Origin of the sequence: Arsenicicoccus piscis, assembly GCF_022568835.1 — a bacterium.
Taxonomy (GTDB): Bacteria; Actinomycetota; Actinomycetes; order Actinomycetales; family Dermatophilaceae; genus Arsenicicoccus; species Arsenicicoccus piscis.
Genome location: NZ_JAKZHV010000003.1, coordinates 149,459 through 169,251 on the forward strand (window position 1 = coordinate 149,459; position 19,793 = coordinate 169,251).

The window sequence follows — 19,793 nt, forward strand, 5'->3', positions numbered from 1 at the left end:
ACGATCGGGCACGCGACGTCTGCAACCCTCCTGTCACGGAGAGACCGTGACCGCCAAGACCGAAGGAGGTGGGTTATCGCATGCGTCAGTACGAACTGATGATCATCCTCGACCCCGAGCTCGAGGAGCGCACGATCGTCCCGTCGCTCGAGAAGTTCCTCACCGTCGTCACCAAGGACGGCGGCAGCGTGGACAACCTCGACTTCTGGGGCCGTCGTCGCCTGGCCTACGACATCAAGAAGAAGTCCGAGGGCTACTACGCCGTCGTGACCCTGAACGCCGAGCCGGCCACCGCCGCCGAGCTCGACCGTCAGCTGGGCCTCAACGAGTCCATCCTGCGGACCAAGCTCCTGCGCCCCGGCGCCTGAGCCAGCACGGCACCTAACGAGATCGAGGAGCAGTCATGGCCGGCGAGACCGTCATCACCGTCATCGGCAACCTGACCCAGGACCCCGAGCTTCGCTTCACCCCCTCCGGTGCGGCCGTCGCCAACTTCACGGTGGCGAGCACCCCGCGCACCTTCGACCGTCAGTCCAACGAGTGGAAGGACGGCGAGACGCTGTTCCTGCGCTGCTCGGTGTGGCGCGAGGCGGCCGAGAACGTCGCGGAGTCGCTCACGCGCGGCACCCGGGTCATCGTGTCCGGGCGACTGAAGTCGCGCAGCTACGAGACAAAGGAGGGCGAAAAGCGCACCGTCATCGAGATGGACGTCGATGAGGTGGGTCCCTCGCTCCGCTACGCCACGGCCAAGGTCACCCGCACCCAGCGTGGGGGCGGCGGCGGTTTCGGTGGTCAGCAGGGCGGCCAGGGTGGCAACTCCGGCTTCGGCTCCGGCGGCAACTCGGGCGGCTTCGGCGGCCAGGGCGGCTCCGGCCAGAACCAGGACGACCCGTGGGCCACGCCCGCCGGTGGTCAGGGCGGCAACGCCGGCGGTGGCAACACCGGTGGCGGCCAGGGTGGCTGGGGCGGCGGCGCGCCGTCCTACGACGAGCCCCCCTTCTGACCGACCTCGATCCCACACCGCGGTCACCGTGCCGCTCGGTCGCTCGCGACCGGCAGCCGGTGAGCCGCATCCCTCGAAAGCAAGACCCCGCTATCCCGGCCACCCGGCCGGGCTCTCAACCCAAAGGAGAGCACCACGATGGCCAAGCCCGTTGTGCGCAAGCCCAAGAAGAAGGCGAACCCGCTCAAGGTCGCCAAGATCGAGAACATCGACTACAAGGACACCGCGCTGCTGCGCAAGTTCATCTCCGACCGCGGCAAGATCCGCGCCCGCCGCGTGACCGGCGTCTCCGTCCAGGAGCAGCGCCTCATCGCCAAGGCCGTCAAGAACGCCCGTGAGATGGCGCTGCTGCCCTACTCCAGCTCGGCTCGCTGAGCCGCTGGCGTCACGAGAAGGAGATAGTCCATGAAGTCCATGAAGCTCATCCTCACGCACGAGGTCACCGGTCTCGGTGAGCCCGGCGACGTCGTCGAGGTCAAGCCCGGCTACGGCCGCAACTACCTCGTCCCCCGCGACCTGGCCACCCCCTGGAGCAAGGGCGGCGAGAAGCAGGTCGAGGCGATCAAGAAGGCCCGTGAGGCCCGCGCGGTGAAGTCTCTCGACGAGGCCAAGAACATCAAGGCCCAGCTCGAGAACAAGCCGGTCAAGGTCAAGGTCAAGTCCGGTGCGGGCGGCCGCCTGTTCGGCTCGGTCAGCACCACCACGATCGTCGACGCGTTCGACAAGGCGGGTCTGCCGTCGGTCGACCGTCGCCGCATCGAGGTCACCAGCCCGATCAAGGCGCTCGGCGCCCACTCGGTCGTCGTGCGCGTGCACCCCGAGGTGGCCGCCACGGTCCGCCTCGACGTCATCGCCGACTGACGACTCCTCGGTCGAGACGCGTCTCGCACCACACCGCAGGGCCGGTTCACGTTCTCGTGGGCCGGCCCTGTCGTCGTGCGGGGGCCAGGGTCAGACCGTGACCGAGAAGGTGTACTGGTCGCCGCGGTAGCAGTGCTCGCCGTACTCCACTGGGGTGCCGGCGGCGTCCACGGTGTGCCGCAGCATCAGCAGGACCGCGTCGGCGCGGGTGATGTGCAGCAGGCGCCGCTGCTCACCGGTGGGGATCCGGGCGCGGATCAGCTGGCGGCCGCGGACCGGCTCGTGGCCGCGGGCCCGCAGGCTGTCGTAGAGCCCCCGCTCGCCGAGCTCGGTGTCCGTCAGGTCCGCGAACTGCGGCGGCAGCCAGTTGACCAGGTGCGCGAGGGGGTCACCGTCGGCGTAGCGGATCCGCTCGAGGTAGACCAGCCTGGTGGTCGCCGGGAGGCCGAGCGTCTCCGCGGCCCGAGGGTGGGTCACGCCGGTCTCGTGCCGCAGGACGGCCGTCCGCGGTGAACGGCCGGCGCGCGCCAGGTCGTCCCAGAGACTCGTCACCTCGTCACCGGGCTGCATCACCTGGTTGGCGACCCGGGTGCCGACACCGCGACGACGCACGAGGAGCCCCTGCGCGGTGAGGTCGCCGATGGCTCGACGCACTGTCGGGCGGGAGACGCGCAGCCGGGTGGCGAGGGCCAGCTCGTTCTCGACCGGGTCACCCGGACGCAGCGCACCGGTGGTGATCGCCTCGCGCAGCTGGTCGGCCAGCTGCTGGTAGAGCGGCCGGTCGTCGGTGCGGTCGAGGACCACGGGCAGGGGTGCGGCAACCGGCATGGGCTCAGCCTACGATGCCGACGGCCGGGCCTCATGGCAAAATGTTAGGACAATACGTTGACAGGGCTTCCGCGGTCCCCCAAGAATGGGAGGAGAAGCCCGATCCACCCCTTGACGCGGAGGCCAGCATGACGACCACGACCACCCCGACGCCGCTGTCCACCATGACGGCTCTCGGCACGACGGCGCTGTGGAACGACTCGGCCGACCCCAAGGAGCTCACCCAGTCGATCGCCTGGGGCGCCGTCGGTGCGACCTGCAACCCGGTGATCGCGGTGACCTGCATCAAGGCCGACCTGCCGCGCTGGACCGCGCGGATCCGGGAGCTTGCCGAGGAGATGCCCGACGCGAGTGAGTCCGAGATCGGCTGGAAGGTCGTCGAGGAGCTCAGCCTCGAGGCCGCGGAGCTGCTCAAGCCCGCGTTCGAGGCTCATCACGGCCGCAACGGCCGGCTGTCGATGCAGACCGACCCCCGCCTCGCGCGCAGCGCCAAGGCGCTCGCCGACCAGGCCGAGCACTTCGCCGGTCTCGCGGACAACATCATCGTCAAGATCCCGGCCACCAAGAAGGGGATCCAGGCGATCGAGGAGGCGACCTACCGCGGCGTCACCATGAACGTCACCGTGTCGTTCACCGTCTCGCAGGCCGTCGCCGCCGGCGAGGCGATCGAGCGCGGCCTCAAGCGCCGCGAGGCCGAGGGCAAGGACGTCTCGGACATGGGTCCGGTGGTCACCCTCATGTGCGGCCGGCTCGACGACTGGCTCAAGGAGACGGTGCAGCGCGACGACATCGACATCGACCCGGAGTACCTCGAGTGGGCCGGCATCGCGGCCTTCAAGAAGGCCTACGCCATCTTCCGCGAGCGCGGGCTGCGCTCGCGGATGTTGTCCGCGGCGTTCCGCAACACCAAGCAGGCGACCGAGCTCATTGGCGGTGACGTCGTCATCTCCCCGCCGTTCGCGTGGCAGGAGAAGATCCAGGCGCTCGCCGCCGAGCTGACCCCGCGCATGGATGCGCCGGTCGACCCCGCGATCGTCGACGAGCTCTACGCGAAGCTGCCGGACTTCCGTCGCGCCTACGACGTGGACGGCATGACCCCTGACGAGTTCGACAGCTTCGGTGCGACCCGCAAGACGTTGCGTCAGTTCCTCGCGGCCGACGAGGAGCTCGACCAGATGGTCCGTGACATCCTCGTCCCAGCCCCGTAGAACCACCCACACCTGACCGCACCGCAGCCCGATCGAGCGAGGAGAGACGATGACGTCGACGTACCCCTATGGCAACGCCGAGACCGTGCGGCTGACCGTGGGACAGGCGGTGGTGCGGTTCCTGGCCAACCAGTGGTCCGAGCGCGACGGTGTCGAGCAGCGGCTGATCGCAGGCTGTTTCGGCATCTTCGGGCACGGCAACGTCGCCGGCATCGGTCAGGCGCTGCTGCAGAACGACGTCGACGTGGATGCCGACCCCTCGACGCCGGACCTGCCCTACTTCCTCGCGCGCAACGAGCAGGGCGCGGTGCACGCCGCGGCCGGTTACGCCAAGACGACCAACCGGCTGCAGACCCTCGCGGTCACCACGTCGATCGGCCCGGGCGCCCTCAACATGGTGACCGGCGCTGCGCTCGCGACGACGAATCGCCTTCCGGTGCTGCTGTTTCCGTCCGACCAGTTCGCCACGCGCTACCCCGACCCGGTGCTGCAGCAGCTCGAGGACCCACGCAGCCTGGACGTGTCGGTCAACGACGCGTTCAAGCCGGTCTCACGTTTCTGGGACCGGATCAACCGGCCCGAGCAGCTGATCCCCAGCCTGATCGCCGCGATGCGGGTGCTGACCGACCCCGCCGAGACCGGTGCGGTCACGATCTGCCTGCCGCAGGACGTGCAGGCCGAGGCGTTCGACTGGCCGGTCGAGCTCTTCGCCAAGCGGGTCTGGCATGTAGCCCGTCCGGTGCCGGAGCCCGTCGCCCTGCGTCGTGTGGTGGACGCCATCAAGGCGGCGAAGCGCCCGCTCATCGTCGCCGGTGGCGGTGTGATCTACTCCGGCGCCTCGGCGGCGCTGCGTGAGTTCGCCACGGCCACAGGCATTCCCGTCGCGGACACGCAGGCAGGCAAGGGCGCGATCAACTGGGACCACCCGCTCGCCGTCGGCGGCGTGGGCTCGACCGGCAACTCGGCGGCCAACACGCTGGCCGCGGAGGCCGACCTGGTGATCGGCATCGGCACCCGCTACTCGGACTTCACCACGGCCTCGCACACGGTGTTCGCCGCGCCGGACGTCGCCTTCGCCAACATCAACGTCCTGGCGTTCGACGCCGCCAAGCACTCCGCGACCATGCTCGTGGCAGACGCCCGGGAGGCCCTCGAGGCGCTGCGCGGTGAGCTGGCCGGCTGGAGCACCGACGAGGGCTACCAGCAGCGCGCCGGGCAGCTGTGGGACGAGTGGAACGCCGTCATCGACGAGTGCTTCCACCGCGACAACCAGCCGCTGCCGGCCCAGACCGAGGTCTTCGGCGCGCTCAACGAGCTCATGGGTGACCAGGACGTCGTCATCAACGCCGCCGGCTCCATGCCCGGTGACCTCCAGGCCCTCTGGCGCGCCCGCACCCCGGAGCAGTACCACCTCGAGTACGCCTTCTCCTGCATGGGATACGAGATCCCGGCCGCCATGGGCGTGCGGATGGCGCTCGACGCGGAGGGTCACGCTGACCGTCAGGTGGTCGCCATCGTCGGTGACGGCACCTACCAGATGCTCCCGATGGAGCTCGCCACGATCGTGTCCGAGGGGCTCAAGGTCATCATCGTGCTGCTGCAGAACCACGGCTACGCCTCGATCGGCGCGCTGTCGGAGTCGCGCGGCTCCCAGCGCTTCGGCACCCGCTACCGCATGCGCGACGCGGAGTCCGGGCGGCTCGACGGCGAGCTGGTCCCGTTCGACCTCGCCGCCAACGCTGCGAGCTGGGGCGCAGACGTGCTGCGCTGCAACGGGATCGAGGAGTTCCGCGACAACTACGCGAAGGCCGCCGCCTCGCCCCGGGCCACCGTGCTCTACATCGAGACCAACCTCTACGGCCCCAACCCGCCCGGCTGCGCCTGGTGGGACGTGCCGGTCAGCGAGGCCTCGACGCTCGAGTCGACCCAGCAGGCCTTCGAGGAGTACGCCACCGAGAAGCGCGGCCAGCGCCACTACCTCTGAGGTGGGCGACAGCATCGGGGCCTGGCTCCTGCTCGCGCTCGGCGGCGTCTGCGCGGGATTCTCCAAGACGGCCGTCGCCGGCGCCGCGACGCTGGCCGTCGCGATCTTCGCGCTGATCCTGCCCGCGCGCGAGTCGACCGGGGTGCTGCTCCTGCTGCTGATCGTCGGCGACCTGGTGTCCATCAGCATCTATCGCCGCGACGCCCGGTGGGACATCATCGTCCGGCTCATCGGGCCGGTGCTCGTCGGCATCGGCCTGGGGGCTGTCTTCCTGTCGCGCGTCGACGGTGTCGTCATGCGGCGCACCATCGGGTGGATCCTGCTGGCACTCACCGGGTTCCAGCTCTACCTCGGGTGGCGGCAACGTCGGTCGTTGCGCCGGCGTCGTGACGTGCCGACCGAGCCCGAGGGGTCCGACGGGTCTGATGTGCGCGACGTCTCCGGCGCAACCGCACACTCGGGCCGCGTCTTCGGGTTCCTCGCCGGGTTCACCACCATGGTCGCCAACGCGGGCGGCCCGCCGATGAGCCTCTACCTGCTGCGCAGCAACCTGTCGGTCATCAACTTCGTCGGCACCCTGTCCTGGTTCTTCTTCGCGGTCAACCTCACCAAGCTGCCCATCAGCGTCGGCCTCGGCCTCGTCCGGCCGGCGCGAATCACGTTGTGCCTCACGCTGATCCCCGCCGTGCTGCTGGGGGCCTATCTCGGCCACCAGCTCGAGCGGCGCATCGACCGCGTCGCCTTCGACCGCCTGGTCATCGGGTTCGTGGTGGTCTCCAGCGCCTACCTGGCGTTGCGTTGAGGCGCCCCGGGCTCGACGGCCCGGGGCGACCCGTGCCGGTGCCTGAGCTCTGGTGGCCTCCAGTCAGCCGTCCGTGCCGTCGACGCGTGCCGCGGCCGCGAGCAGCGTCTGGGCCGCGAGGGTCAGGCCCTCCATCGTGGACATGGCCGCGTCCTCGTGCTCGATGTTGATCGCGCAGTCGGGGTTGACCTCCTGGAGCGCGGTGAGCACCTCGACCCAGTAGTCCACGTCGTGGCCGACCCCCACCGCGACGAAGCGCCACGCCGGGTCGTCCGGCCACTGCGCGCACCAGTGCTGGTAGCCGACCGGCACCTTGCCCGCGGCATCGGCGGGGACGGGCACGAAGTCGACGTCGAGCACGCCCTTGGTCCTGACCCCGTCGAACAGCGCGACGTCCTTCGCCGCGGCGATGTAGACCCGGTCGCCCAGGGCCCGGATCACGGTCGGGACGTCCATCTGCTGCCACATCAGGTGCGAGGTGTCCATCTCCACACCGATGTTCGTCGCTCCGGTCTCCTCGATCAGGCGCTGGAAGGTGGTGGTGTTGAAGACCAGGTTGCGGGGGTGCAGCTCGAGCGCGACGCGCACGTCGTTGTCCCGGGCCACCCGGTCGATCTCCTTCCAGAACCGCACGGCGACCGGCCACTGGTAGGCGAGAATCTCCTGGTCCTGGCCGTGCCAGGCGTTGACGACCCACGTCGGGAGGGTCGCGGCCGCGTCCGCCCCCGGGAGGCCGGACATCGTGATGACGTTCTTGACGCCGAGCAGGCCGGCGAGCTCGATGCTCGTGCGCACGTCGTGCGCATGCTTGGGTCCGTCGGAGGCGTTGGGGGACAACGGGTTCCCGTTGCAGTTGAGGGCGGTGAGCGTCATCCCGCGGTCCTCGTAGAGCGCGAGGTAGTCCGCGCGGGCGGCCTCGCTCGCGAGCAGCGAGTCCACCGGCAGGTGCGGCGCCGGGATGAAGCCACCGGAGTTCACCTCCACGGAGGTGAGGCCGAGCCCCTTGAGCGTGTCGAGCATCTGGGGGATGGACCGGTCGCTGAGGCACGCCGTGTAGGCGCCGTACTGGAGAGCCATGGTGTTCCTTTCGGGGAGTGCGGGATTCGCAGGCTCAGGCCTGCGCCGGAGCGGGGATCTCGACGGCCGCGCCGCCCTGGGCTTCGGAGCGCACCACGGCGTCCATGACGAGCATCACGCGGTAGGCGTCGGTGAAGGTCGCGTTGGGCGGGATCTTGCCCTTGACACCGCAGACCTGGTCGAGGAAGGCGCGACACTGGTAGGCGAACATCTCGGCGTTCCCGCCACCGTTGCCGGGCGCCTGCATCGGGTAGCCGCCGGTGAGGTAGGGCAGGTTCGGGCCGGCGATGATCCGGCGCTCGCCGCGGGTGATCGCGGGGCGAGCGCGTCGTCGTAGAGGTACTCGGCCGGCCGGTGCCAGTCGACCGACGCGCGACCCTGCAACCCGTAGACGTCGAACGCCAGGCCGTTGGGCATGCCGAACGCCGTGCGGGAGACGGCGAAGGTGCCGCTGGAGCCGTTGGCGAAGCGGACCGTCCACGCCGCGGTGTCCTCGTTGGTCACCTCTCCGGTCTCGTCGCTGACCGGGGCCGCGCCGTGCCCGACGACGAAGCCGAGCGGCTTGGGCCGCTGCGCGATCGAGATGGTGAGCTGACCGCCGGCGACGGAGGCGATCGGGCCGTTGACGAACTCGGCCAGGTCGATCAGGTGCGCCCCGATGTCGGCGAGGGCTCCGCTGCCCTTGGGGCCGGTGTAGCGCCATGCCAGCGCGCCGCCCGGGTCGCACGCGTAGTCGCAGTTGTAGCGCCCCTGGAACAGCGTGACCGGGCCGAGGTCGCCGGCGGTGACGTGCTGGGACACGGCCGCCATGGCGGGGTTGCGCCGGTAGGTGAAGCCGACGCCGGTCACGACCGACGCGTCCTGCTCGAGGTCGGCCATCGCCTTGCCGTCCTCGAGCGTGCCGGCCAGCGGCTTCTCGCACAGGACGTGCTTGCCGGCCTTGACCAGCGCCTCGGCGATCGGGCGGTGCAGGTCGTTGCCGACGACGATGCTGACGACGTGGATGTCGGGGTCGTCGACGATCTCCTCCCAGGACGTCACGGCCTTGTCGTAGCCGTAGCGCTTCGCGGCGTCATCGGCGAGCGGTCCGTTGGCATCGGCGACAGCCGCGAGCCGGACCGGCGGGAGATCCTCGACGTCGAACATGGTGGTGGCCATCCGCCACCCGTTGGCGTGGCTGCGACCGGCCATGCCGGCTCCGATGACCGCGACGGACAGGGGTGTCGTCATGACGGATGCCTCTCTGCATCGTGGGGTGGGGACGGATCTACCGGAACGTTCCGGTATTATCAAACCTAGAACGTTCCGGTTAGGGTGTCAATGGCCCATCGACAGTGCAGCGACAGGTATCGACCCAGACAGGAGCACCGTGGCGGACGGACGCGTGACCATCGTCGACCTAGCCCGCGAGACGGGGGTGTCGGTGTCGTCGGTGTCGGTGGCGCTGCGCGGTGACCCGGGTGTCTCGGAGGCGACCCGCAGCAGGGTGCTCGCGGCGGCCGAGCGGCTGGGCTACCGGGCGGACCGGCGCGCCCGGGGGTTGCGCGAGCAGCGGCCGCGAGTGATCGGCGTGACCTTCTGGCTGCACCAGACGTTCCACGCGGCGCTCGTCGACGAGCTCTACGCCGCGGCGCGGCCCAGTGGCTACGATTTGGTGCTGAGCGGCACGACGGCGGACCGCCCGGTGGCCGAGGCCGTCGAGAGCCTGCAGCACGAGCGCTGCGGCGCAATGATCCTCATCAGCCCTGACATCACGCGAAACCGCTTGGCGCGGCTAAGAGGTCACCTGCCCACCGTGGTCGTCGGTTCCGACGTCAAGGCCCGAGGCGTCGACCTGGTCCGCGCCGACGACGACCTCGGCATGGACCTGCTGGTGCGCCACCTGGTCGAGCTGGGCCACGAGCGCATCGCGTTCGTCGACGGCGGGGACGCCGTGATGAGCGGGTCCCGGCGGACGGGCTACGAGCGCGCGATGGCGGCGCACGGGCTCACCGACGGCATCGACCTGGTCGGGGGCTACCCGACCGAGGACGCCGGGGTGCGCGCCGCGCACGAGCTGGTCGCCCGCCCGAGGCGCCGCCGACCCACCGCAGTCCTGATGCACAACGACATGGCCGCGGTCGGCATGCTGCTCACCCTGCGTGGGCTGGGGGTGGACGTGCCGGGCGAGATGTCCGTGGCGGGCTACGACGACACGCGCATCGCGGGCCTCGCCACCATCGCCCTCACGACCGTGTCGCAGGACCCAAGGACGCTCGCCACCGAGTCGCTGGGCCGGGCCGTCGCCCGGATCGAGGGATCGGCCGCGGACCCGCGCCCGCTGGTCGTCGCGCCACGGCTCGTGGTGCGATCGACGACGGGTCCTAGCCCTCGTGGACGGTGATGTCGAAGGCGTACTGGTCGGCGCGGTAGCAGTGGTCGCCGAACTCGACCGGCGTGCCGGCCGAGTCGAACGCGCGGCGGGTCATCGTGAGCAGCGGGTCGCCGGTCGCCATGCCGAGCAGCTTGCGCTCCTGCGCCGTCGGCCGGCGTGCGCCGATCGTCTGGTGCGCCACGACCGGGTGCAGGCCGCGCGCCCGCAGCAGCGCGTAGAGCCCCTCCTCGGCGAGGTCGTCGGTCGTCAGGTCGGCGAAGGTCGGGGACAGCCAGTTGTGCAGGATCGCCATGGGCGCGGCGTCGGCGAGCCGCAGCCGGCGGATCGAGACGAGCGGGGTGTCCGAGGGCACGCCGAAGAACTCGGCCGCGCGGTCGTCGTAGGCCTCGGTGTCGAGCCCCAGCACCTCGGTGCGCGGCGTGCGCCCGCTCCGCTCGAGATCCTCGTAGAGGCTGGTCAGCTCGTCGCGCCGGTGGATGACCTCGTTGGCCACCGTGGTGCCGATGCCGCGGCGCCGCACCAGCAGGCCGCGCTGCACCAGCTCGGCGATCGCGCGGCGCACGGTGGGGCGGGAGAGGTCAAGCCGCTCGGCGAGGGCCAGCTCGTTCTCGAACGGGTCACCCGGCTTGAGCGTGCCGTCCTTGATGGCGGCGGTGAGCTGCTCGGACAGCTGGTGGTAGAGCGGCACGGGGGAGTTCCGGTCGATCACCACAGGGAGCGTCACAGCCATGGACCGACTATAGGCCCACTTTGACTCATTGTGGCGAAGATCAAATGTACTTACAAAGTCTTGACACCCGACTCGCGCTGGGGCAGGCTGGACAGGTCGGTGACCCGCCGAGCTGATGAGTGAGGAGCGCAGTGGCCCAGCACAACCCGGACCCGCAGACCGGCCCCCCGGTCGACGTGGTGAGCATCGGTCGCGTCGGCGTCGACATCTACCCCATGCAGTCCGGGGTCGGCCTCGAGGACGTCGAGACGTTCGGCAAGTTCCTCGGCGGCAGCGCCGGCAACGTGGCGGTGGCCTGCGCGCGCTACGGGCACTCCGTCGCGATGGTGTCGCGGACCGGTGACGACCCGTTCGGTCGGTTCGTGCGTCGCAGCCTCGGCGAGTTCGGGGTGGACGCCACCCACGTGACGACGACCGACGAGCTGCCCACCCCGGTCACCTTCTGCGAGATCTTCCCGCCCGACGACTTCCCGCTCTACTTCTACCGGTTCCCGCAGGCGCCGGACCTCACGCTCGACGTCGAGCAGCTGCCGCTGGACCTGATCCGCGACGCCCGGGTCTACTGGTCCACCGTCACGGGGCTCTCCCACGAGCCCAGCCGAGTCGCGCACCAGGCGGCGTGGCAGGCGCGCGGTCGGCGGCGGCACACCATCCTCGACCTCGACTACCGCCCCATGTTCTGGGACTCGCCGCAGGAGGCCACCGAGCAGGTCGGCGCAGCGCTGGAGCACGTCACGGTCGCCGTCGGCAACCGTGAGGAGTGCGAGATCGCCGTGGGCGAGACCGAGCCGCAGCGCGCGGCCGACGCGCTGCTCGACCGGGGTGTCGAGCTGGCCATCGTGAAGCAGGGTCCGCGTGGGGTCCTCGCGGTCACCCGCGACGAGCGCGTCGAGGTGCCACCGGTTTTCGTTGACGTGGTCAACGGCCTCGGTGCCGGCGACGCCTTCGGCGGGGCTCTCGTGCACGGTCTGCTCGAGGGATGGCCGCTCGAGCGGGTGGTCCGCTTCGCCAACGGTGCCGGCGCGTATGTCGCTGCGCGACTGGAGTGCTCGAGCGCCATGCCCGACCAGGCCGCCGTCGAGGCCCTGCTCGCCGAGAAGGGGCAGGCATGAGTGCCATCGGCGTTCGTGACCTCACCCGGGTGCGGCGCGAGTCCCCCGAGTCCGTAGACCGTGCCTGGGCGGAGCGGGGCCGCCGCACCCTTGGCACGGGGCAGCTGCTCGTCGTCGCGGCCGACCACCCGGCCCGGGGCGCGCTCGGGGTGCGCCAGGACGCGATGGCGATGGCGTCGCGGAGCGACCTGCTCGAGCGGATGGCCGTCGCCCTCTCGCGGCCCGGCGTGGACGGCGTGCTCGGCACGGCCGACATCCTCGAGGACCTGCTCCTGATGGGGCTGCTGGAGGACAAGCTCGTCTTCGGCTCGATGAATCGTGGTGGCCTGCAAGGCGCTTCGTTCGAGCTGGACGACCGCTTCACGGGCTACGACCCCGACCAGATCGTCGCCAAGGGGCTCGACGGGGGCAAGATGCTCACCCGCATCGGGCTCGACGACGACGGCACCGCCGAGACGCTGGAGGCGTCGGCGCAGGCGATCAGCGCGCTCAACGACGCCCGGCTGGTCGCGATGTGCGAGCCGTTCTGGTCGGTGCGGTCAGGGTCGGGCCGGGTCGCGAACCTGCTCGACCCGGACTCGGTGATCAAGTCGATCCACGTGGCCGCCGGGCTCGGCAGCTCGAGCGCCTACACCTGGCTGAAGCTGCCCGTCGTCGAGGAGATGGAGCGCGTCCTCGACGCCACCACCTTGCCGTGCCTGCTCCTCGGCGGTGACCCCCGGGTCAGCCCCGAGGAGACCTACGCCTCGTGGGGTGCGGCGCTGGCCGCCCCCGCAGCCGCCGGGCTCGTCGTCGGGCGCGCCCTGCTCTACCCGCAGGACGGGGACGTCGCCGCAGCGGTCGACGTCGCCGCCGACCTCGTGCGAAGGAGTCGCTGATGAACGACTGGATCAAGCCCGCCGGGTCCACCGGTGACGACGACTACGACGTCCGCATCACGCCGGGCGAGACGGCCGGCTGGGCGCACACCGGGCTGCTCGTGACCGACCTCGACGCGGGGGAGAGCCGCACCGTCGCCACGGGTGACTGCGAGTGGATCGTGCTGCCGCTCAGCGGTGCAGACCTCACGGTCCGCTCCGGCGACGACGAGGTCACCCTCGGCGGCCGGGCCAGCGTCTTCGACGGGGCCACCGACATCGCCTACGTCGGGCGGGACAGCGAGTTCACCATCACGGCGACCTCCCCGGTGCGCGTCGCGCTGCCGTCGGCCAAGGCCGCGACCGCGAAGCCGTTCGCGGTAGTGCGGGCCGCCGACGTGCCGGTCGAGATGCGCGGCGCCGGCTCCTGCTCGCGCCAGGTGCAGAACTTCGGCACCCCCGACACGCTCGACGCCGACTCGATCATCGCGTGCGAGGTCATCACCCCCGCCGGCAACTGGTCGTCCTACCCGCCGCACAAGCACGACGTCGACCGGCCGGGCGAGGAGACCAGCCTCGAGGAGATCTACTACTTCGAGGTGCGCACCCAGCCGGGCGGCGCCGGCACCGACCCGGTCGCGTGGCAGGCCGCCTACGGCACCGAGGACCGACCGCTGGAGATCAACACCGCCGTCCGCCCTGGCGACACGGTGCTGATCCCGCACGGTTGGCACGGACCGTCGATGGCCGCCCCGGGCTACGACCTGTACTACCTCAACGTCATGGCCGGTCCGGGCGACGAGCGGATCTGGCTGATCTGCGACGACCCCGCCCACACCTGGGTGCGCAGCACCTGGGAGGACCAGCCCGTCGACGCTCGACTTCCCTTCCCCGCCAAGTGATCTCGCCCGTCCCACCTTCGACCCACCTCGCCCACCTCTGAAAGGCACACCGACGTGAGCACACCCACCCGCATCACCCACCTGATCGGCCACACCTCGTGGGACGGCACCGCCGAGCGCACGAGCGAGGTCTACAACCCTGCGACCGGTGAGGTCACCGGCACCCTCGACCTCGCGAGCAAGGAGCTCGTCGACGAGGTCGTCGCGAAAGCCGCTGCCGCGCAGAAGGAGTGGGGCCAGACCTCCATCGCCAAGCGCACCCGCATCCTGTTCGCGTTCCGTGAGCTGCTCGAGGCGCGCAAGGGCGAGATCGCCAAGACCATCGTCGCCGAGCACGGCAAGACCTACCCCGACGCGGTCGGCGAGATCAACCGCGGTCTCGAGGTCGCCGAATTCGCTTGCGGCATCGGCACTCTCCTCAAGGGCGGCTTCTCCGAGAACGTCTCGACCAACATCGACGCGTACTCCATCCTGCAGCCGCTCGGCGTCGTCGGCGTCATCAGCCCCTTCAACTTCCCCGCGATGGTGCCGCTGTGGTTCGTGCCCGTCGCCATCGCGACCGGCAACGCCGTCGTCATCAAGCCGTCCGAGAAGGACCCGACCGCCGTCAACCTGATCGCCGACCTGTGGCGCGAGGCGGGCCTGCCCGACCACGTCATGAACGTCGTGCACGGCGACAAGGAGGCCGTCGACGCCCTCCTCGACAACCCCGAGGTCAAGTCGATCTCGTTCGTCGGCTCCACCCCGATCGCCCGCTACGTCTACGAGCGCGGCGTCACCGCCGGCAAGCGGGTGCAGGCCCTCGGTGGCGCGAAGAACCACATGCTCGTCCTCCCCGACGCCGACCTCGACCTCGCCGCCGACGCGGCCGTCAACGCCGGCTTCGGCGCGGCCGGCGAGCGCTGCATGGCCATCTCCGCCCTGCTCGTGGTCGACTCCGTCGCCGACGAGCTGGTCGCCAAGATCAAGGAGCGGATGGCCACGCTCACCACTGGCGAGGGCAACGTCGACGGGGTGGACATGGGCCCCCTCGTCACGAAGGCCCACCTGGAGAAGGTGACCGGCTACGTCGACGCCGGCGAGTCCGAGGGCGCCGACCTGGTCGTCGACGGCCGCGGCCAGGAGTGGGTCGGTGGCACCAAGGACGGCTTCTTCCTGCTGCCCACCCTGTTCGACAAGGTCGACCCGCAGATGTCGATCTACCGCGACGAGATCTTCGGCCCGGTGCTGTCGGTCGTCCGCGTCAAGACCTACGACGAGGGCCTGCAGCTGATCAACGACAACCCGTTCGGCAACGGCACCACGATCTTCACCAACGACGGCGGCGCCGCCCGGCGCTTCCAGAACGAGGTGCAGGTCGGCATGGTCGGCATCAACGTCCCGATCCCGACCCCCATGGCCTACTACTCGTTCGGCGGCTGGAAGAACTCGCTCTTCGGCGACACCCACGCCCATGGCATGGAGGGCGTGCACTTCTTCACCAAGACCAAGGCCGTCACCGCCCGCTGGCTCGACCCCTCGCACGGCGGCCTCAACCTGGGCTTCCCCCAGAACGACTGACCCGTAGAGCCACTCGGCCGGGCCGCTCCCTCTGGGCGGGGGACTGTCGCAGGAACGGTGTAAGCGGCCCGTTGCCCGGTAGGGCAGGAAGGGGCCGATGATGGCCGAGACACTGGTGGGCGTGAGCCCGACCGAACCGCAGATGCAGGACCCGCAGGAGCCGGGACTGGACGCCGTCGCCGACAGCGAGGACGCGACTTCGCCTGACGAGCCGGCGCAGCCGGTGGCGCCGGTGTCGGGGCGTGCTGCGTCGAAGCAGGACCTGGCCGCGTTGCAGCGTCTGGTCCGTCAGGCCCAGGAGGACGGCGTCGCGTTGACCGGCCCGGACGGGCTGTTGAAGATGCTGACCAAGACGGTGATCGAGGTCGCCTTGGATGAGGAGATGTCCTCCCACCTGGGGTACGACAAGCACGCCGTCGAAGGACGCGGGAGCGGGAACTCGCGCAACGGGGTCCGCTCGAAGACCGTGATCACCGACAACGCGGGCCCGGTCGAGATCGACGTGCCGCGAGACCGGGCGGGCACGTTCGAGCCGCAGCTGGTGAAGAAGCGTCAGCGCCGGTTGACGGACCTGGACGCGATGGTGCTGTCGTTGTACGCCAAGGGCCTGACGACCGGGGAGATCTCTGCTCACCTGGGCGAGGTATACGGGGCGTCGGTGTCCAAGGACACGATCAGCCGGATCACCGACCGGGTGGTCGAGGAGATGCAGGCCTGGTGGGCGCGGCCGTTGGAGAAGGTCTACGCCGCGATCTTCATCGATGCGATCGTCGTGAAGGTCCGTGACGGACAGGTCCGTAACCGGCCGTTCTACGCCGCGATCGGCGTGGACCTGGACGGGCACAAGGACGTGCTGGGGATGTGGGCCGGGGACGGTGACGGGGAGTCCGCGAAGTACTGGCTCGCGGTGCTGACCGAGCTGCGCAACCGGGGCGTCAAGGACGTGTTCTTCGTCGTGTGCGACGGGCTCAAGGGCCTGCCGGACAGCGTGAGCGCGGCGTTCCCGCAGGCCATCGTGCAGACGTGCATCATCCACCTGATCCGTAACACCTTCCGGTACGCGAGCAGGAAGTACTGGGACCAGATCGCCAAGGACCTCAAGCCGATCTACACCGCACCGACCCCCGCGGCGGCGCGGGAGCGGTACGAGGAGTTCGCCGCGAAGTGGGGCAAGGCCTACCCGGCGATCACGACGCTGTGGGACAACGCCTGGGAGGACTTCATCCCGTTCCTGGACTACGACGTCGAGATCCGCCGGGTGATCTGCTCGACGAACGCGATCGAGAGCCTGAACGCCCGCTACCGGCGCGCCGTCCGCGCGCGTGGGCACTTCCCGAACGAGCAGGCCGCGCTGAAGGTGCTGTACCTCGTCACGAGGAGCCTGGACCCCAAGGGCACCGGTCAGACACGATGGGTCACACGCTGGAAGCCCGCGCTGAACGCGTTCGCCATCACCTTCGCCGACCGCATGCCGGCCGCCGAGGACCGCTGAAAATGAAACCGCCGCTTACACCGTTCATCGGACAGTCCCCTGGGCGGCCCGGCCGAGTGGTTGTCCTCGCCTGGCGAGGGCGGCGGGGCGATGGGTGCCGGTTTCTACGGGCGTGGCTGCCCTGGTGCTGTGGTGGGTGGGGCTGGTGGTGTTGGAGGGGTCTACGGGGTGGCGCTTGGGGTGTGAGTACGCGCAGGAACTCGGGTGGCGCCTAGGAAGCCGTGGTTTGCCGGGGCCCGGACCCTGCGCGTGACACGGGTTCGGCGGCGGATTACGGGTTCGTGCGCGGCGCCGCGGGGGTCAGCGCTGCTCGTCGGAGCGGGCGGTGAGGAACAGCGTGGTGAAGGTGATGACGCCCAGGGCCCAGACCGGCTGGTTCAGGTTGGCGGCGACGTCGCCGCCCTGGACGAACGTGGTGGCCACCGAGGCGACGAGGGCGATGGCCCAGGTGAGCAGGACGGCCCAGGCGAGGCGGGTCTTGGCGTCGGCGGTCAGGGAGAGGGTGGCGGTGCGGGTGGTGGCCTTGGCGGACATCTGCGTCTCCTTCGTTCTTCCGAATTCTCCCGGACCTTCCGCCGGCCCTGGTGGCCGGCTCGTTGAGACCACTCTGCTCCCGCGCCGTCTCATCGCAGATCAGTCGTGCGACGGATCTTTGCGGCTCCCCCGCCAGGAGGAGGTCGGCGGCACGTGACGGCGAGGCTCGATCGACCGGAGAGCGCGGACCCCGGCCCGAAGGGGCCGTGGGGGGCCTGGCGGGAGGCGCGAGCGTGCGAGTGCCGGATGGTAGGCCCCGCAGGGCCGGGGCCCGCGCGACGCGACCGGCTCGCAACGCACCCGGCCGACACCACGGGCTTTGACCTATTGACAGGACATATTCGACTTACTAGCGTTGAGCGCGGCGCCTCGGCGCCTCCTGTCACCGCAGACATCGGGCCGCCCCCGGAGAGGAATCCCCATGGCCGACAACGCCGCCGCCACCTTGACCGTCGACAAGTCGCGCAACACCGACGACGAGCGCTACAGCAAGCTGACCATCGGCGTGTGTCCGGACCAGTGGGGGGTGTGGTTCCCGGGGGACCCGGTGCAGGTGCCGTGGCGGACGGCGCTGAGGGAGATGCAGCAGGCGGGGTTCTCGGTGATGGAGACCGGCCCGTTCGGCTACTTCCCGACCGACCCGAAGCAGCTCAAGGACGTGATGGACGAGCACGGTTTCCGGGTCGTGGCCGGCACCGGCTGGGGCATCCTGCACAAGGCGGAGGCGTGGGCCGAGACCGAGGCGTTCTTCCGTCGGATCGGTGAGACGCACGCGGCTGTCGGCGCCGAGTACGTCGTGCACCTGCCCCCGATGTTCCGCGACGAGAAGTCCGGCGAGTACACCGACGACCGGGTGCTGTCGACGGAGGCGTGGAATCTCTACATCAAGAACGCCGACAAGCTCGGCCGGATCATGAAGCAGGACTACGGCCTGACGATGGTCCTGCACCCGCACGGCGACTCGCACATCGAGACCCCGCAGGACATCGACCGGATCTTCCAGGCGACCGACCCCGACTACGTCGGCTTCTGTCTCGACACCGGCCACATCGTCTACGGCGACGGCGACCCGATGGAGCTATGTCGCAAGTACCCCGAGCGGATCTCCTACGTGCACATCAAGGCGATGGACCCGGGGCTGGTCAAGCAGGCGCACGACGAGGACTGGCCGTTCGTGAAGGCGGTCAAGGCCGGCTGCTCCGTAGCCCCGCCGGCCGGCCTTCCCGACATGCACGACCTCATCGAGGCGCTCGCGGACCTCGACAAGGAGCTCTACGTGGTGTGCGAGCAGGACATGTACGGCTGCCCGAAGGACGCGCCGCTGCCCATCGCCATCCAGACTCGAGAGTTCCTGGCGAGCCAGGGTCTCGGCCTCGCCTGACGTCGCCTGAACGCGTTCTACCGCAAAGGAACTCACCATGACTGTACGCATCGGCATGATCGGCCCCGGCGGCATGGGCCAGGCGCACCTCGACCGGATCCGCACCGTGATCGCCGGCGGCGAGCTCGTCGGCGTCAGCGACATCGACCCGGGCAACGCGAAGAGGGTCGCCGAGAAGTACGGCGTCACGGCCTTCGACTCCTCGGCCGACCTGATCAACGATCCCGACGTCGACGCCGTGATGATCTGCAGCTACGGCCCGGCGCACGAGGCGGACGTGATCGCCAGCATCAAGGCGGGCAAGCGCGTCTTCTGCGAGAAGCCGCTCGCGCCGACGGCGGACGCGTGCGAGCGGATCATGGCCGCCGAGCAGGAGGCCGGACGCAAGTTGGTGACGGTCGGCTTCATGCGCCGCTTCGACGAGTCCTACCGGCAGATGAAGGCCATCCTCGACAGCGGCGAGATCGGTGAGGCCCTGATGGTCCACTGCGCCCACCGCAACCCGACCGTGCCCGAGCACTACACCTGGGACGCGGCGATCAACGACACCGCGATCCACGAGATCGACACGATGCGCTGGCTGCTCGGCGAAGAGTTCGTGTCGGCGCGAGTCGACAAGCCCAAAAAGACGTCTCAGCGGTTCGAGCACCTGCAGGACCCGCTCGTCCTGGTCCTCACGACGCAGTCCGGCACGCGGGTGGACGACGAGGTGTTCGTCAACTGCCAGTACGGCTACGACATCCGGTGCGAGCTCGTGGGGGAGACGGGTGTCGTGTCGCTCGGCGACCAGAACCAGGTGGTCCGGCGTGACTCGGTCGGGCAGCACAACAAGATCACGATGGACCACAACGAGCGCTTCTGGGGCGCGTTCGTCGCCGAGGTCCAGCAGTGGCTTGACGCCGTCGCGCGCGACGAGCACACCGGGCCGTCGGCGTGGGACGGCTACGCCGCCGCGTGCGTCTGCGACGCCGGCGTCAGGGCGCTGAGTGCCGACGGTGTCGTGGCCGTCGAGATGATGGACAAGCCCGCGCTCTACGCCTGAGCGAGGCCGCCTGATCCCACCCGACACCGTCCGACCGCACGGAAGA

Annotated in this window: 20 protein-coding genes; 15 read left to right on the forward strand and 5 right to left on the reverse strand. The window is 70.0% G+C overall.

Annotated elements, in window-relative coordinates:
- Positions 1 to 80: 80 nt before the first annotated feature.
- The 4 genes from rpsF to rplI all read left to right on the forward strand — a co-directional run bounded on the left by rpsF (position 81) and on the right by rplI (position 1,864).
- Positions 81 to 368 (forward strand): 30S ribosomal protein S6, encoded by a 288-nt coding sequence (gene rpsF / locus MM440_RS06520; protein WP_241443520.1) that lies wholly within the window; start codon positions 81 to 83, stop codon positions 366 to 368.
- Between the two features lie 35 nt (positions 369 to 403).
- A complete protein-coding gene (locus MM440_RS06525; protein WP_241443521.1) occupies positions 404 to 1,003 on the forward strand; it encodes a single-stranded DNA-binding protein in 600 nt (199 codons plus the stop codon).
- Between the two features lie 138 nt (positions 1,004 to 1,141).
- Complete coding sequence (rpsR, locus tag MM440_RS06530; RefSeq protein ID WP_006503798.1) at positions 1,142 to 1,378, forward strand: 30S ribosomal protein S18; 237 nt, start codon at positions 1,142 to 1,144, stop codon at positions 1,376 to 1,378.
- Positions 1,379 to 1,417: 39 nt separating this feature from the next.
- Positions 1,418 to 1,864, forward strand: coding sequence for a 50S ribosomal protein L9 (gene rplI / locus MM440_RS06535; RefSeq protein WP_241443917.1), 447 nt, complete (start codon positions 1,418 to 1,420; stop codon positions 1,862 to 1,864).
- Positions 1,865 to 1,954: 90 nt separating this feature from the next.
- Here the strand turns inward: rplI and MM440_RS06540 are convergent, their stop codons facing one another.
- Complete coding sequence (locus MM440_RS06540; RefSeq protein ID WP_241443522.1) at positions 1,955 to 2,692, reverse strand: GntR family transcriptional regulator; 738 nt, start codon at positions 2,690 to 2,692, stop codon at positions 1,955 to 1,957.
- Between the two features lie 128 nt (positions 2,693 to 2,820).
- Here MM440_RS06540 and MM440_RS06545 point away from each other — a divergent pair, with 128 nt between their 5' ends.
- From MM440_RS06545 to MM440_RS06555, 3 genes are read left to right on the forward strand one after another with little or no spacing between them, the layout of a single operon-like run.
- A complete protein-coding gene (locus MM440_RS06545) occupies positions 2,821 to 3,900 on the forward strand; it encodes a transaldolase family protein (protein WP_241443523.1) in 1,080 nt (359 codons plus the stop codon).
- A gap of 49 nt (positions 3,901 to 3,949) precedes the next feature.
- Positions 3,950 to 5,884 carry a 3D-(3,5/4)-trihydroxycyclohexane-1,2-dione acylhydrolase (decyclizing) gene (gene iolD / locus MM440_RS06550; protein ID WP_241443524.1) on the forward strand — a complete coding sequence of 645 codons (1,935 nt, stop codon included), beginning with the start codon at positions 3,950 to 3,952 and terminating at the stop codon, positions 5,882 to 5,884.
- A 1-nt stretch (position 5,885) separates the two neighbouring features.
- Entirely contained in the window at positions 5,886 to 6,686 is an 801-nt protein-coding gene (locus MM440_RS06555; protein ID WP_241443525.1) for a sulfite exporter TauE/SafE family protein, read from the forward strand.
- A gap of 63 nt (positions 6,687 to 6,749) precedes the next feature.
- Here MM440_RS06555 and MM440_RS06560 read toward each other — a convergent pair whose 3' ends face one another.
- Entirely contained in the window at positions 6,750 to 7,763 is a 1,014-nt protein-coding gene (locus MM440_RS06560; protein WP_241443526.1) for a sugar phosphate isomerase/epimerase family protein, read from the reverse strand.
- A 114-nt stretch (positions 7,764 to 7,877) separates the two neighbouring features.
- Positions 7,878 to 8,993, reverse strand: a complete 1,116-nt coding sequence (locus MM440_RS06565) for a Gfo/Idh/MocA family protein (RefSeq protein ID WP_241443527.1) — start codon at positions 8,991 to 8,993, stop codon at positions 7,878 to 7,880.
- Positions 8,994 to 9,132: 139 nt separating this feature from the next.
- On the opposite strand from MM440_RS06565, the gene MM440_RS06570 reads away from it, so the two are divergent.
- Entirely contained in the window at positions 9,133 to 10,146 is a 1,014-nt protein-coding gene (locus tag MM440_RS06570) for a LacI family DNA-binding transcriptional regulator (protein ID WP_241443528.1), read from the forward strand.
- Here the strand turns inward: MM440_RS06570 and MM440_RS06575 are convergent.
- Entirely contained in the window at positions 10,127 to 10,867 is a 741-nt protein-coding gene (locus tag MM440_RS06575; protein WP_277626393.1) for a GntR family transcriptional regulator, read from the reverse strand. The genes MM440_RS06570 and MM440_RS06575 overlap by 20 nt on opposite strands.
- 131 nt (positions 10,868 to 10,998) lie before the next feature.
- Here MM440_RS06575 and iolC point away from each other — a divergent pair, with 131 nt between their 5' ends.
- The 5 genes from iolC (at position 10,999) to MM440_RS06600 (ending at position 16,790) form a co-directional block, all read left to right on the forward strand.
- Positions 10,999 to 11,979 (forward strand): 5-dehydro-2-deoxygluconokinase, encoded by a 981-nt coding sequence (gene iolC / locus MM440_RS06580; protein WP_338155614.1) that lies wholly within the window; start codon positions 10,999 to 11,001, stop codon positions 11,977 to 11,979.
- Positions 11,976 to 12,857, forward strand: a complete 882-nt coding sequence (locus MM440_RS06585; protein ID WP_241443529.1) for a Cgl0159 family (beta/alpha)8-fold protein — start codon at positions 11,976 to 11,978, stop codon at positions 12,855 to 12,857. The genes iolC and MM440_RS06585 overlap by 4 nt, the downstream gene beginning before the upstream one ends.
- Positions 12,857 to 13,738, forward strand: coding sequence for a 5-deoxy-glucuronate isomerase (gene iolB, locus MM440_RS06590; protein ID WP_241443530.1), 882 nt, complete (start codon positions 12,857 to 12,859; stop codon positions 13,736 to 13,738). The genes MM440_RS06585 and iolB overlap by 1 nt, the downstream gene beginning before the upstream one ends.
- A 54-nt stretch (positions 13,739 to 13,792) precedes the next feature.
- Entirely contained in the window at positions 13,793 to 15,298 is a 1,506-nt protein-coding gene (locus tag MM440_RS06595) for a CoA-acylating methylmalonate-semialdehyde dehydrogenase (RefSeq protein WP_241443531.1), read from the forward strand.
- Between the two features lie 97 nt (positions 15,299 to 15,395).
- Complete coding sequence (locus tag MM440_RS06600) at positions 15,396 to 16,790, forward strand: IS256 family transposase (protein ID WP_420914136.1); 1,395 nt, start codon at positions 15,396 to 15,398, stop codon at positions 16,788 to 16,790.
- A 300-nt stretch (positions 16,791 to 17,090) separates the two neighbouring features.
- Here MM440_RS06600 and MM440_RS06605 read toward each other — a convergent pair whose 3' ends face one another.
- Positions 17,091 to 17,324 carry a hypothetical protein gene (locus tag MM440_RS06605; RefSeq protein WP_241443944.1) on the reverse strand — a complete coding sequence of 78 codons (234 nt, stop codon included), beginning with the start codon at positions 17,322 to 17,324 and terminating at the stop codon, positions 17,091 to 17,093.
- A gap of 421 nt (positions 17,325 to 17,745) precedes the next feature.
- On the opposite strand from MM440_RS06605, the gene MM440_RS06610 reads away from it, so the two are divergent.
- Both MM440_RS06610 and MM440_RS06615 read left to right on the forward strand, forming a co-directional pair.
- Entirely contained in the window at positions 17,746 to 18,705 is a 960-nt protein-coding gene (locus tag MM440_RS06610; protein ID WP_241443533.1) for a TIM barrel protein, read from the forward strand.
- Between the two features lie 37 nt (positions 18,706 to 18,742).
- Positions 18,743 to 19,747: a Gfo/Idh/MocA family protein gene (locus tag MM440_RS06615; RefSeq protein ID WP_241443534.1), complete on the forward strand. Its 1,005-nt coding sequence runs from the start codon at positions 18,743 to 18,745 to the stop codon at positions 19,745 to 19,747.
- Positions 19,748 to 19,793: the final 46 nt, after the last annotated feature.

Excerpts from the sequence above, each read along its gene's own strand:
- rpsF (WP_241443520.1), top strand. The coding sequence starts at position 81 with ATGCGTCAGTACGAACTGATGATCATCCTCGACCCCGAGCTCGAGGAG.
- MM440_RS06525 (WP_241443521.1), top strand. The coding sequence starts at position 404 with ATGGCCGGCGAGACCGTCATCACCGTCATCGGCAACCTGACCCAGGAC.
- rpsR (WP_006503798.1), top strand. The coding sequence starts at position 1,142 with ATGGCCAAGCCCGTTGTGCGCAAGCCCAAGAAGAAGGCGAACCCGCTC.
- rplI (WP_241443917.1), top strand. The coding sequence starts at position 1,418 with ATGAAGCTCATCCTCACGCACGAGGTCACCGGTCTCGGTGAGCCCGGC.
- MM440_RS06540 (WP_241443522.1), bottom strand. The coding sequence starts at position 2,692 with ATGCCGGTTGCCGCACCCCTGCCCGTGGTCCTCGACCGCACCGACGAC.
- MM440_RS06545 (WP_241443523.1), top strand. The coding sequence starts at position 2,821 with ATGACGACCACGACCACCCCGACGCCGCTGTCCACCATGACGGCTCTC.
- iolD (WP_241443524.1), top strand. The coding sequence starts at position 3,950 with ATGACGTCGACGTACCCCTATGGCAACGCCGAGACCGTGCGGCTGACC.
- MM440_RS06560 (WP_241443526.1), bottom strand. The coding sequence starts at position 7,763 with ATGGCTCTCCAGTACGGCGCCTACACGGCGTGCCTCAGCGACCGGTCC.
- MM440_RS06565 (WP_241443527.1), bottom strand. The coding sequence starts at position 8,993 with ATGACGACACCCCTGTCCGTCGCGGTCATCGGAGCCGGCATGGCCGGT.
- MM440_RS06575 (WP_277626393.1), bottom strand. The coding sequence starts at position 10,867 with ATGGCTGTGACGCTCCCTGTGGTGATCGACCGGAACTCCCCCGTGCCG.
- MM440_RS06585 (WP_241443529.1), top strand. The coding sequence starts at position 11,976 with ATGAGTGCCATCGGCGTTCGTGACCTCACCCGGGTGCGGCGCGAGTCC.
- iolB (WP_241443530.1), top strand. The coding sequence starts at position 12,857 with ATGAACGACTGGATCAAGCCCGCCGGGTCCACCGGTGACGACGACTAC.
- MM440_RS06600 (WP_420914136.1), top strand. The coding sequence starts at position 15,396 with ATGATGGCCGAGACACTGGTGGGCGTGAGCCCGACCGAACCGCAGATG.
- MM440_RS06605 (WP_241443944.1), bottom strand. The coding sequence starts at position 17,324 with ATGTCCGCCAAGGCCACCACCCGCACCGCCACCCTCTCCCTGACCGCC.
- MM440_RS06610 (WP_241443533.1), top strand. The coding sequence starts at position 17,746 with ATGGCCGACAACGCCGCCGCCACCTTGACCGTCGACAAGTCGCGCAAC.
- MM440_RS06615 (WP_241443534.1), top strand. The coding sequence starts at position 18,743 with ATGACTGTACGCATCGGCATGATCGGCCCCGGCGGCATGGGCCAGGCG.